At 60.6% G+C, this 12,560-nt stretch carries 12 protein-coding genes; 6 read left to right on the top strand and 6 right to left on the bottom strand.

Features of this window, described 5'->3' with window-relative positions; translation table 11 throughout:
* Window positions 1–223: 223 nt before the first annotated feature.
* The 4 genes from BLV61_RS10415 to BLV61_RS10400 all read left to right on the top strand — a co-directional run bounded on the left by BLV61_RS10415 (window position 224) and on the right by BLV61_RS10400 (window position 4,460).
* Window positions 224–1,327, top strand: a complete 1,104-nt coding sequence (locus BLV61_RS10415) for an extracellular solute-binding protein (protein WP_090464721.1) — start codon at window positions 224–226, stop codon at window positions 1,325–1,327.
* 165 nt (window positions 1,328–1,492) lie between these two features.
* On the top strand, window positions 1,493–2,401 hold the full coding sequence (locus tag BLV61_RS10410; RefSeq protein ID WP_047532595.1) for an ABC transporter permease: 909 nt from the start codon (window positions 1,493–1,495) through the stop codon (window positions 2,399–2,401).
* A complete protein-coding gene (locus BLV61_RS10405) occupies window positions 2,398–3,246 on the top strand; it encodes an ABC transporter permease (RefSeq protein WP_047532593.1) in 849 nt (282 codons plus the stop codon). The genes BLV61_RS10410 and BLV61_RS10405 overlap by 4 nt, the downstream gene beginning before the upstream one ends.
* Before the next feature lie 158 nt (window positions 3,247–3,404).
* Window positions 3,405–4,460: an ABC transporter ATP-binding protein gene (locus BLV61_RS10400; protein ID WP_047532591.1), complete on the top strand. Its 1,056-nt coding sequence runs from the start codon at window positions 3,405–3,407 to the stop codon at window positions 4,458–4,460.
* 83 nt (window positions 4,461–4,543) lie between these two features.
* Here the strand turns inward: BLV61_RS10400 and BLV61_RS10395 are convergent, their stop codons facing one another.
* Window positions 4,544–5,473, bottom strand: a complete 930-nt coding sequence (locus BLV61_RS10395; protein ID WP_047532588.1) for an AraC family transcriptional regulator — start codon at window positions 5,471–5,473, stop codon at window positions 4,544–4,546.
* A 335-nt stretch (window positions 5,474–5,808) separates the two neighbouring features.
* On the opposite strand from BLV61_RS10395, the gene BLV61_RS10390 reads away from it, so the two are divergent.
* Both BLV61_RS10390 and BLV61_RS10385 read left to right on the top strand, forming a co-directional pair.
* Window positions 5,809–6,162, top strand: coding sequence for a putative quinol monooxygenase (locus BLV61_RS10390; protein WP_047532587.1), 354 nt, complete (start codon window positions 5,809–5,811; stop codon window positions 6,160–6,162).
* Window positions 6,163–6,203: 41 nt separating this feature from the next.
* Complete coding sequence (locus tag BLV61_RS10385; protein ID WP_047532586.1) at window positions 6,204–6,434, top strand: hypothetical protein; 231 nt, start codon at window positions 6,204–6,206, stop codon at window positions 6,432–6,434.
* On the opposite strand, the gene BLV61_RS10380 is transcribed toward BLV61_RS10385, so the two are convergent.
* From BLV61_RS10380 to BLV61_RS10360, 5 genes are all read right to left on the bottom strand, one after another.
* Window positions 6,435–7,064 carry a flavin reductase family protein gene (locus tag BLV61_RS10380; protein WP_047532585.1) on the bottom strand — a complete coding sequence of 210 codons (630 nt, stop codon included), beginning with the start codon at window positions 7,062–7,064 and terminating at the stop codon, window positions 6,435–6,437. It lies immediately after the preceding gene.
* Window positions 7,065–7,246: 182 nt separating this feature from the next.
* Window positions 7,247–7,579, bottom strand: coding sequence for a hypothetical protein (locus tag BLV61_RS10375; RefSeq protein WP_090464718.1), 333 nt, complete (start codon window positions 7,577–7,579; stop codon window positions 7,247–7,249).
* A gap of 314 nt (window positions 7,580–7,893) precedes the next feature.
* On the bottom strand, window positions 7,894–9,213 hold the full coding sequence (locus BLV61_RS10370; RefSeq protein ID WP_090464715.1) for an MFS transporter: 1,320 nt from the start codon (window positions 9,211–9,213) through the stop codon (window positions 7,894–7,896).
* A gap of 240 nt (window positions 9,214–9,453) precedes the next feature.
* Window positions 9,454–10,788, bottom strand: a complete 1,335-nt coding sequence (locus BLV61_RS10365; RefSeq protein WP_090464710.1) for a sigma-54-dependent transcriptional regulator — start codon at window positions 10,786–10,788, stop codon at window positions 9,454–9,456.
* Window positions 10,782–12,548, bottom strand: coding sequence for a sensor histidine kinase (locus tag BLV61_RS10360; RefSeq protein WP_090464707.1), 1,767 nt, complete (start codon window positions 12,546–12,548; stop codon window positions 10,782–10,784). Before BLV61_RS10360 ends, BLV61_RS10365 begins: the two co-directional genes overlap by 7 nt.
* Window positions 12,549–12,560: the final 12 nt, after the last annotated feature.

Below are 12,560 nucleotides of genomic sequence, written 5' to 3'. Positions count from 1 at the left end.
CCGCCCGCGCACCTATCGCGAGCAAACTCGCTCCTACATGAGGCATGTGCTGGCGTCATGGCTTCAATGAGTTTTTATCGATAGTCAGCGGTTTTACACAACCTCAGGATGAACTCACTGGTTCAACCAACCCCCCGAAAATAGAGGGGAAAACGCTGATCCAGTCGCGCGGATGCAATAGCTTCGACCTGCCTTATACCTAAAAAAACAAAGGGAGTCCGTAATGGGCGAGCATGATCTGAACAGACGTCAATTCATCAAGACCGTGGGCGTAGCCTCGGTTGCTGCGGCGGCCATGAGCCTGCCGTTCGTCAAGGCCAATGCCAGTGATACCCGTTTCCAGGGCAAGACCCTGCGTCTGTTGACCTGGTCCGACGACACAGGCCTGGCCGCACTGCGCAACATCGCCGCGACGTTCGAGGACAAATACGGCGTCAAGGTCATCGCTGACCGCACCGGCAGTACCTCGGAAATGGTCGCCAAACTCAAGGCCGGCGGTGATCGTCCGCAATACGACATCATCACCCTGGCAGGCGTCGGCGCCGAAGGTCTGGCCGCTGCCAACCTGCTGGAAAAACCCGACCTCAACCGCATTCCCAACATTGTCGATGTACCGGAAAAGTATCGCACCGGCGCCAATGGCCACGGTATCGGTTACCTGCTCTGGTGCAATAGCCTGGTCTACAGCACTCGCACGCAGAAGGAAGCTCCGGCCAGCTACGCCGCCCTGTGGGATGCCGAGCTGGCACCGAACATCTTCCTGCCGCCGCCGAACTGGACCGAGGCCATGGACCTGATCATCATCGCCGCCAAACTGGCCGGTGGTGACGAACACAACATCGAGCCGGGCTTCAAGAAACTCGCCGAGCTCAAGGACCGTGTGGTGACCCTGGGTGAAAACCCGAACCAGATCGCCGAACTGTTCCGCACCGGTTCGCTGGACATGGGGGGCCTGTACGCGCCGGCGTTTTTCCCGAAACAGATCCGCGATCCGAACTACGGCCTGGGCGCCACCTTCGGCATGAAGGAAGGTTTCTACACCGACCTGATGCTTTCGGTGATGCCAAAGAATCGTCCGGGCGACACCGACCTGGCCTACGCCTTCATCAACCATTCTCTGGACCCGCTGGTACAGGGCAAGATGGCCGAAGACATCTACAACGGCCCGGTCAACGCCAAGGCGATCATCTCCGCCGAAGCGCGCAAGAGCCCGTACATCCTTACGCCGGAGCAGATTGCCGAGAAGGCGATCATGCACGACAACGCCTTCCTGGCCACCGTGCATGACCAATGGATTCGTCGTTACACGGAAATCTTTTCTTCCTGATCTGTAGGAGCGAGCTTGCTCGCGAAGGACGCATGGTCGACACGGGCTGTCTGATGCTCCGCGTTATCGTTAACGTCCATCGCGAGCGAGCTCGCTCCTACAGGGGATCGGGGTTGATACCCCGCTTCCGTGTGCCACTGATCTTCCATTGACGAGACCTTTGCTATGGAACACCAACCTCTGACCCATCCGGTGAGTGCCGCTCCCGCGCGCACTGATCGGGGTGTTTCGCCGACGACGCGTGCCTGGCTGTTTCTTTCGCCGTCGATGCTGTTTCTGGGCGTACTGATTGCCGCCAGCCTGTTGGTCCTGCGCATGAGCGTGGGCACCAAGGGCGCGGAATGGAGCGGGTTCAGCCTGGCCAGCTACGCGCAATTACTGGAACCCTACTACCTCAAATCCCTGCTGCTGACCCTGCGCCTGGCGCTGATCAGTGCGGTGATCGCGGTCGTGCTGGCGATCCCGGTGGCTTACACCATGTCGCGCCTGACCTCGCCGTTCGTGCGCCGGATTTTCCTCGCGGCGGTGCTGCTGCCCTTGCTGGTCAACCTGCTGCTGCAAAGCTACGGCTGGCTGGTCATTCTCGGCCCGGGCGGGATGCTCAACCAGACGTTGATGGGCCTGGGCCTGATCAAGCGTCCGATCATGCTGCTCTACAACCAGAACGGCGTGTTGATGGGCCTGGTGCAAACCGCCTTCCCGCTGGCCGTGCTGCCGATCGCCAGCGCCATGCGCGGCGTTGCCCGCAGTTACGAAGAGGCCGCCGCCACCCTTGGCGCCAGTCGTTTTCAAGTGTTCCGCCAAGTGGTGTTGCCGATGAGCCTGCCGGGGATCATCACCGGTGCGACCCTGGTGTTTGCCTATAACGCCAGCAGCTTCGTGGTGCCGCTGCTGCTCGGTGGCCGTCGCGTGCCGATGCTGGCGGTGATGGTGCATGACCAGATCGCGCCGCTGATGAACTGGCCCGCCGCGTCCGCTGCCGGTGTGGTGCTGATCGTCACCACGCTCGCGATCATGACGCTATCCGAATACATCACTGGCCGTCGTCGGCGCATGCTGGAGGCTTCGCAATGAGTACCCTGATCAAAAAGCGCCAGTCGCTGTTGCCGGGAGAGACCGGCAAGTTCGCAGGCATACTGTCCGGCTTCATCCTGTTGCTGGCGGTGTTGCCGATCCTGACCATGATCGTCATGTCCTTCAGTGGCGCGTCGAACCTCGACTTCCCGCCGAGCAGCTACAGCCTGCAATGGTACAAGGCCGCCTGGCACACCTTCGTTTCGCCGGACGCCAGCGACGTGCTGAGCCTGGGCAAAGCCATGACCACCAGCCTGATGGTGGCGTGTCTGACCATGGTCTTCGCGACGCTGATCGCGGTGCCGGCGGCGTACGCACTGACCCGTTGCGAATTCCGCGGCAAAGCCGTGGCGCTGCAATTGATGTCGCTGCCGCTGGTGTTCCCGATGGTGGTGTTGGGCCTGGCGTTGCTGCTGGTGTTCGACAGCCTGCCGTTCCAGATGACCACCTCGCGCCTGGTGATTGCCCACGTGATCCTGGCGTTGCCGTTCGTGGTGAAGAACTGCACCGCCGCCATGCTCTCCATCGGCAGCGAAGTCGAAGAGGCTGCGCAAATGCTTGGCGCTTCTCCGCTGCGGGCGATCGTCGATGTGGTGGTGCCGTTGATGAAGTCGGGGATTCTGGCGGGCATGCTGCTGGCGTTCATCGTCTCGTTCAACGAATTCACCGTGACCTATTTCCTCTACACCATCGACGTCATGACCGTGCCGATCTGGATGTACAGCCGCACCGTGTCTTCGCTCGACCCAACCGTATTTTCGTTTGCCGTGCTGATCGTGCTGATCGACTTCGTCCTCATCTGGGCGCTGGAGAAGCTGGTTGGCGAGGGTGGCGTTTCGTTCTAGCTCCTGCCTGGAGGTGCCTGCGCTCGATCATGCTGCGTTAAAAGTCAGCTCAGAATGCTCATTGACTAAAGTCAACTCCGCTTCTTCGCAGACTTTTGCCTTGCCTGATCATCGCTCGGCGACCTCCAGCCAGAACCCCTGATTTCTTGAGGTGATTTATGTCTGGTCTGATTCTGGAAAACGTCGAGAAACACTACGGCTCGGCCTGCGCGGTAAAGGATGTAAACCTGCATTTGCCCGAGGGCAAGCTGGTGTGTTTCCTTGGCCCGTCGGGTTGCGGCAAAACCACGTTGCTGCGGATGATCGCCGGCCTGGAAACCCTGACCGGCGGTGAGATTCGCCTGGACGGCGAAGACATCGGCCAAACCCCGGCGCACTTGCGCAATTTCGGCATGGTGTTCCAGTCCCTGGCCCTGTTCCCGCACATGACGGTGGGGGAGAACATTGCTTACCCGCTGAAACTGCGCGGGGTCAGCAAGGCTGACCAGCAGGCGCGGGTGGTGGAGTTGCTGGAATTGATCCAGCTGCAACAGATGATTGATCGCCCGGTGGCCAAACTCTCCGGCGGGCAGCGTCAGCGCGTGGCGATTGCCCGGGCGATTGCCAGTCACCCGAAAATCCTGTTGCTCGACGAACCGCTGTCGGCGCTGGATGCCAAGCTGCGCGAGTCGATGCAGGTGGAGATCCGTCAGCTGCAACAACGCCTGAACATCACCACCATCATGGTGACTCACGACCAGCGTGAGGCCATGACCATGGCGGATATTGTCGTCGTGTTGGGTGAGCATCGGGTGCAGCAGGTCGGTACGCCGATCGAAATCTACCGGCACCCGGCCAACGAATTCGTCGCAGACTTTATCGGTTCGGGCAACATCTTCCCGGCCACGGCGCTGGGCAACGGCAAGATCAGTCTGCCGGGCGGTGATGCGCTGCAAGTGCCGATCTGCAGCAGCATTGTGGTCGGTGAGAAAGTGAAGATGCTGATTCGCCCGGAAGACTTGCAACTGTCGGCGCCGCAGGCGACGGCGGGCAATCGGTTGTTGGGCAAGGTGACGTTCGTACGGGATATCGGCGCGACCATCGAAACCACGGTCGAATGTTCCGGGGTTACATTCACGGCGCTGAGCACGCCGTGTCAGGGCTTTGGCTTGAGCGTCGGGCACCCGGTGTCGGTGACCCTTCCTGCCGAGGCGTGCAGGGTATTGGGAGCCTGATCCGGATTGGATCTTGGCCTCTCTGGCCCCATCGCGAGCAAGCTGGCTCGCGATGGGGCCGGTACTCACTGCACAAATCCTGGCTAAACGCTCAACCGCAACCGCGCCAGATCCCGCAACGGCGGCGCGCCGAACAAACGGCTGTACTCGCGGCTGAACTGCGAGGGGCTTTCATACCCGACCCGATATCCCGCCGCTGAAGCTTCCAGTCCTTCGGCCAGCATCAAGCGTCGCGCCTCCTGCAACCGCAGTTGCTTCTGATACTGCAACGGGCTCATCGCCGTCATCGCCTTGAAACGATGATGCAGCGTCGACACGCTCAGGTTCACTTCCTTCGCCAGATCATCGATGCGCAGCGGCTGTTCATAGTTGCTGTTGAGCCATTTGATCGCCTGGCTGATGCGATGGCTCTGGCTGTTGGCGATGGCGATTTCGTACAACCGGTGGCCCTGTTTGCTGCGCAGCAACCGATAGAGAATTTCCCGGCGAATCAGTGGCGCGAGCATGGCAATGTCTTTCGGAGTGTCGAGCAACCGTGCCAGTCGCAGCACTGCATCGAGCATCGCGCTGTCGAGCCGTTCGACATACAGCCCGCGCCCGGTCGGCCGGGTGGGCACACCAAGCGGACCCGCGTCGGCGATCAAGGCGGTGATTTCCGCTGGGTCGATGTCCAGCCGCAATGCCAGGATCGGTTCCTGCGACGTGACATTCACAACCCGGCCGCTCAGTGGCATCGAGACGGAGACGACCAGGTAATTGAGCGGGTCGTAATTGAAGAACTCATCGGCGAGCCGAACTTCCTTGCGCCCCTGGGCCATGATGCACAGTGCCGGTTGCGCCAGCACCGGGGCGAAGTCGTGGTTTTGGCTGTGGCGCGACATGAGCAGCGAGTCGACAGCGGTGGCATAACTGCCATCTTCGGCGGTGTTGCGACGAATGATCGCCGCCAGTTCCGCGCGCTGTTTCTCCATGTCGGCGTCCAGCGGGGCTTGAAAGTGATCGAGCGACGACATGCGAGGCATCCTCGGCAAGGTTGGGTTGACGGGCAGAGCATAAGTTTGTGCAAGTCACGGCGGTAGACACATCCTGCCGGATGCTTGCCTGATTCTGCATGGGCGTTGCTTTTTACCCCGACAAGACCGGACAGAGACGGCAAAACTTGCTTGAAACTCGCAGGGCAGAACCGTGACAGTGTTTTACACATTGTTACAGCCAGTCCATGCACGCTCGCAGGATTGTGCAACGTCCCGGCAGAAATCGACTAACGAGCCACGCGCGCCAACCCTTAACCTTTGATCCTGTCGCAGCCCGTCCCTGGCTGCCACACGACTCCCTGGGAGGGTTGAACATGTCTAAGCAGATCCCCGTCAGTCATATGGCCTTTGTTCGAGCCCGCGCCGGACGTTCGCAGGAGCTGGGTGTGCGCTTGAGCGCATTGATCGAGCCGTCTCGCGCCGCGCCAGGCTGCCTGAGCTTTGCCTTGCAGCATTCGCAATGTGACCCTGAGTTGTGGCTGGTCTCCGGTTTCTGGACTAACCAACAGGCGATGACCGCGTACTTCAGCACCCCGGCCATGGAGATCTTCGCCGAGCTGATCCAGGAACTGGTGGTCAATAGCCTGGATTTTCACACCTTCAGGGATGTGTCGGCGGCGCAGGCCCTCCGCCAGTCCGGGGCTGCGGTACACAAACTGGCTGGTTGAGGGTTTAATGGCACTATTCTCAACCAGACAGGATGCGCGACATGGCACGCAAAGCCTTTGAAACCTTCGAAGCAGTATCGGCGGTCGTTCCCCGTGAAGGCGGGTATTACGCCGCAATCGCCACTAAAACCATCGGTGGCTCGGGGGCGCCTCGCTTCAATAAGCTGCTGGAAGAGCAGACGTTCAAGACCGCCAAAGAAGCGGACGAAGCGGCCGCTCTGCAGTTGACCCACCTCAAGGGTGTCAGCGAAGACGGCGCCCTGATCTGGTAACTACCTGACCGCCCCCGGGCGATACATCTTGAACAAGGCCTCAGGCCCCAACTGGAAGTAGTCCGCCGGTCCGCCGCCGCGCAGAATCGGCTCTGCCGCGGCGGTGTCGTATACACCGTCCTTCAACAGTTTCCTGGCGATATGCACGGCGACCACTTCGCCCAGAATCAGCCAGCTCGGCACCACATTCCCGTCTGCCCGTTGCAACTGAATGATCTGCGTGACCTTGCACTCGAAGGACACCGGGCTTTCGGCCACCCGTGGCACTGAAATGACTTTCGAGGCAACGGTGGTCAGCCCGGACAGCTCGAATTCATTCACCTCTGGGCCAACCATGGCGCAGCTCTGGTTCATCTGTTCGGCCAATGGCCGGGTCGCCAGGTTCCACGCGAACTCACCGGTCTGTTCGATATTATTCAGGCTGTCTTTGCGCCCGATGCTGGAAAAACCAATGATCGGCGGAATGTAATTGAAGGCCGTGAAAAAGCTGTAAGGCGCCAGATTCAAATGGCCATCGGCATCCTGGGAGGAAATCCAGCCAATAGGGCGTGGGCCGACGATTGCGTTGAACGGATCGTGGGGCAGGCCATGGCCGTTGGCAGGTTCGTAATAGTGGATATCGTCGGGCATCGGGTAAACCTGGGTTTTTCGAGAGAGGGTCATATTGCTGGCGACGATGACTAATTTCCAGTCAATCGCAAGGGTTGGGGGCTTCTATGGGGACCCACAGGTTTTGTGCGGTTGTCATTTTTACTGTTCTCCAGAAATGACTAAGCCCGGCCGAAGCCGGGCTGTGGTGCCGCGATTGCGGATCAGCTGATGGTAGCGCCGCCCGTGCGGTCGTAGCCGTCTTCGGCGACGGTGGCGCCGCCTGTGCGGTCGTAGCCGTCTTCGGCAACGGTGGCGCCGCCTGTGCGGTCGTAGCCGTCTTCGGCAACGGTGGCGCCGCCCGTGCGGTCGTAGCCGTCTTCGGCAACGGTGGCGGAACCGGTGCGGTCGTAGCCATCAGCGGCAACGGTGGCCGAGCCAGTGCGGTCATAGCCGTCTGCTGCAACGGCGGAGCCGGTACGGTCAAAACCGTCGGCGGCGAAGGTGTTGGCGGTCAGTACGGTGAGGGCCAGGGCGAGGAACAGTTTGGTTTTCATCTTCATTTCTCCAGATTCGTTGGCGGTTGTGTCTTGGGCATGGGTCTCATGCTACGCCAATTAAACTGATTAAAAAGCGCAAATAAATGCTAGAAACAATCGATTAAATAGATGTTAAGGCCCGCAGATATTTTTGCTTTCAAGGTCTGAGTGAGTGCATCAGCGTTTATCGATCAGGCAGGTTCAGGGTGGTGGTTAAGCATTAACTCGTGATTAATCCGGCTCTCACGGGGGTGAAGGTTTTTTCATGCCATGCCAAACAAAAAAGGGGCGGACCCCGACGGTCCGCCCCTTTTTATGTGATGCCGCTGGACTCAGTCCGTGAGGATCCGCGAGTGTTTGCGGGTGTCTTTCATGGTGATGTACACCAGCAGCGATACGGCAATACAGGCAGTGACATACCAGTAGTATCCGGTCTCCATGCCGATGCTCTTGAACCACAGTGCGATGTATTCAGCGGTGCCACCGAAAATCGACACGGTCAGCGCGTAGGGCAGGCCAACACCCAGGGCGCGGATTTCGGTCGGGAACAGTTCGGCTTTGACTACCGCGTTGATCGAGGTGTAGCCGCTGACAATGATCAGCGCCGCCATGATCAGGAAGAACGCGCCCCACCAGGTCTGGATGGTGTGCAGGGTGGTGAGGATCGGCACGGTGAACAGGGTGCCCAGGATGCCGAAGGCGATCAGGATCGGCCGACGACCGATTTTATCCGACAGGCCGCCGATGATCGGTTGCAGGCACATGAACAGGAACAGCGTGGCGGCGGAAATGGTGGTGGAGTCGGAAATGCTCATGCCGACGGTGTTCACCAGGTATTTCTGCATGTACGTGGTGTAGGTGTAGAACGCCAGGGTGCCACCCATGGTCAGGCCGACCACGGTCATCAGTTCCTTTGGATGACGCAGCAAGGTGCGCATCGCGCTTTCCTTGGCCTTTTCCTTCTTGGTGAACGATTCGGTTTCTTCCATGCCGCGACGCAGGTACAGCGCAACGATGGCGCAGAGTGCGCCGATGGCGAACGGAATGCGCCAGCCCCAGGCGTACAGCTCCTCGGTGGTCAGCAATTGTTGCAATACGATCAACACGGCCAACGCGATGAGCTGGCCGGAGATCAGGGTCACGTACTGGAAACTGGAGTAGAAACCGCGGCGTTCCTTGGTCGCCATCTCACTCAGGTAAGTGGCCGAGGTGCCGTACTCGCCACCGACCGACAGGCCCTGTAGCAAGCGGGCGAACACCAGCAGGATCGGCGCGCCGATGCCAATGATTTCATAGCCCGGGCTCAGGGCGATCAGCAGCGAGCCGAAGCACATCAGGTACACCGAGGCCATCAGGGCCTTTTTGCGCCCGACCTTGTCGGCATACAGGCCCATCAGCCAGCCACCGATCGGGCGCATCAGGAAGCCCACGGCGAAGATCGCAGCGGTGTTCAGCAGTTGTGCGGTGGTGTCGCCTTTCGGGAAAAAGGTCTTGGCGAAGTACAGGGAGAAAGCGGCGTAGACGTACCAGTCATACCACTCGACCATGTTGCCGACCGAGCCGCTGAAGATCGACTTGATACGGCTGGAGGTGGTGCGTTCTCTTGTCGGCACGGTAGCCGACCCACGGGGCAGGGTATTGGAGTTATCCATTGAAGGATCCTTCGTCTAATTATTGTTTGTGGAGCGCGCGTTAACGCAGCCTGCGGGGGCTATAGCAGGAGGTGTGCCAAGGTGGAGAGTGCCGTTTTAGAGGGGTTGGAGCGATCTTGTGAGCGGAAATCCGCTCATGAAAAGTTGGGTGTGAGCGAAAAATTGCTCATGGGGGATGTTGCCTGGACCAGCCTCTTCGCGGGCAAGCCCGCGAAGAGGCCATTAAAGGCGCTGGAGCATTCAGTTTTCTTGCAGGAACATCTCTCGACTCAGGCCATGACGCTGCATCTTTTCGTTGAACGTACGGCGTGGCAGTTGCAGCTCTTCAAGCACGGCCTTGACGTCACCCTTGTGTCGGGTCAGCGCCGCGCGCAAGCACTGCGCCTCAAAGGCTTCCTGCTGGGCCGCCAGTGACTGCCCAGGGTCGATGCCAGCAGGAACAGGTTCGCCAAGCCCCAGCACCTGACGTTCGGCGGCATTCGCCAGTTCACGCACATTGCCTGGCCAGTCGTGGCTCAGCAGGTGGCTCAACTGCGGGCCGCTCAGCGGCGCGAAGGTGCGCCCGAGGCGTTCGGCGGCATGGCGGGCGAACGATTCGTACAACAACGGAATGTCTTCGCGGCGATCGCGCAACGGCGGCAGACGCAGCTCGGCGACGTTCAAACGATAAGCCAGGTCCTCCCGAAAACGCCCGGCCCGTGCTTCGTCGAGCAAGTCCGGCTTGGTCGCGGCAATGATCCGTAGATCCACGCGGATACTCTGGTTCGAGCCCAGGCGTTCCAGTTTCTGTTCCTGCAACACGCGCAGCAGCTTCACCTGCTGCGCCAAGGGCATGCTTTCAATCTCATCGAGAAACAGCGTGCCGCCGTCGGCGTATTCGAGTTTGCCGATGCGTTTGCCCTGGGCGCCGGTAAACGCACCGCTCTCATGACCGAACAGCTCGGCTTCAAACAGTTGCTCGGGGATGGCTGCGCAGTTCAACGCCACAAAAGGTTTATCCGCCCGCGGGCCGAAGTCGTGCAGGCAGCGGGCAACCAGTTCCTTGCCGCTGCCGGTTTCGCCACGGATCAGCACATTGACCGGCAATGCAGCTAGCTCCAGCACCTGACGGCGCAATGTCTGCAAGCCACGGGATACGCCCAGCAGCGTGGCATCGAGTTTGGCGCGGTTGTCCGCCTGTTCATGCAGGGCACGGTTCTCCAGCACCAGCCGGCGCTTGTCCAGCGCGCGGCGCAGGCTGCCGAGCAGGGCTTCGGGGCTGAAGGGTTTCTCCAGAAAGTCGTAGGCGCCGTCGCGCATCGCATCCACTGCCATCGGCACGTCGCCGTGACCGGTCAGCAGGATCACCGGCAGCTCGGCATCGCGCTGCTGCACTTCGGCCAGCAGTTCCAGGCCGCTCATGCCGGGCATGCGCACATCGCTGAGAATCACCCCGGCAAAGTGTTTCGGCAACTGCGCCAGGCACTCGTCCGCACGGCTGAACAACTGCACGTCGAAACCCGACAGGCTCAACCATTGTTCGACGGCGCTGCGGATGCTGCTTTCGTCGTCGACCACCATCACGGAATTCAGCATGAGCCATGGGCCTCCAGGTCGATGGGCAGGGTGAGGGAGAACACGGCGCCGTTGTCGCGATTGCCGGCCGTCAGGCGCCCGCCCGACTCGTGAGCGATTGCAAAGGAAACCGCCAGTCCGATGCCCAGTCCATCGCCGACCGGTTTGGTGGTGAAGAACGGGTCGAACACTTTGGCCAGGTTCTCTTCGGCAATGCCGCCACCGTTATCAATGACGCTCAGGCGCCACAATTGTTCATCGGCTTCGAGACGGATTTCCAGGCGCTTGCAGGGTTTGTCCTGCATTGCGTCCAGGGCATTGCGCAGCAGGTTGATCAGCACTTGTTCCAGACGAATCGCATCGCCGCGCACCCAGGCCGGACGCGTCAGATGCAACACCGTGCTGACTTGCTCATCGCGCAATCGGGTGTCGAGCAGTTGCATTGACTGATCCACCACGGTGGCCAGATCCAGGCGTTCGCGCAAGCCGCCAGGACTTTTGCGGGCGAAGGTTTTCAGGTGTCCGGTGAGCGCCGCCATGCGCGTGAGCATCTCGTCCAGCGGTTTGAGCGCTTTGTAGGCGTCGTCGATGCGGCCGTGGTCGAGCAGCAACCGCAGCGTGGCAAGCTGCATGCGCTGGGCAGTCAACGGCTGATTGATCTCATGGGCGAGGGCGGCGGACATCTGCCCGAGGGCCGCGAGTTTGGCCGATTGCACCAGGCCTTCCTGGGCGGTGCGCAAGTCGCGGGTGCGCTCTTCCACCAACTGTTCAAGCTCCTCGCGGCTGCGCTGGCGCATTTTCGCCAGACGCCAGCGCTGGTTGAGGAACAGCAGTAGAAACACCAGGGTCAACCAAAGGCCGGCAGCGGCGAGCGCAGCGTTGCGACTGTCCTCGAACGCGACCTGCGGGCGGCGTAGCAGGTGCAGGGTCCAGCCTTCGGCGGGAAGCGGAAGGGACTCCCATAGGTAATCAGATTGACCGTCCGGGCCATCGACCCGCGCCAGCTCGCTGTTGTCATCGAAGCGTCGCAGCGTTTGATGATCCAGCAGTGTCAGGGGCTGCTTATCGTATTGCCGTGTGGCCTTGAGTTCGGCGTGATCGTTGTCATCGAGCGGTTTCAGCAGCCGATAGCGCCAGCCCGGCTGGTTGGCGATGAAGATGATCCCACGGGCATCGCTGACCAGCAGTGTGTCGCTGCCCTGACGCCACTCCCGTTCCAGTTCCGGAAATTCCAGTTTGACCACCATCGCGCCGAGAAACTGCCCATCGTCATCGCTGACGGCGCTGGACAGGAAGTAACCCGGTATCCCACTGGTCACGCCCACGGCGTAAAAACGCCCGGTGCCCTGGGTGCGCGTCTGACTGAAGTATGGGCGGAAGCCGTAGTTGTGCCCGACGTAGCTGCTGGGCAGGCGCCAGTTACTCGCCGCCACGGCCAGGCCGGTGCGATCAAGCAATTCCAGGGTCGAGGACTCGGCGGCGCCGTTGATTTTTTCCAGCTTGCGGTTCAGCACGTCCTGTTGCTCGGGGCTTACCGGGCCATTGAGTGCTCCGCGTAATTGCGGGTCCAATGCCAGCACGGAGGGCAGGGCACGGTAACGCTCGATCAGGGTATGCAGCGACGTGGCGTACAGCGCCAATTGCTGATTGGCCCGGGCGGCGTCTTCGACCATGGACTGGCGTACGGTGTGGCGCATCGCCAGGGTGGCGGCGATGGCGGCACCGGCGATGATCACCAGGGTGTAGAGCGCCAGGCGCAAGGGGCGAGATAACTCGAACATGCTGGGTATGAC

It is taken from the genome of Pseudomonas mohnii (assembly GCF_900105115.1).
Classification (GTDB): Bacteria; Pseudomonadota; Gammaproteobacteria; order Pseudomonadales; family Pseudomonadaceae; genus Aquipseudomonas; species Aquipseudomonas mohnii.
The sequence above is the reverse complement of the archived record's forward strand: the minus strand, read 5'-3'. Positions and strand labels throughout refer to the sequence as shown.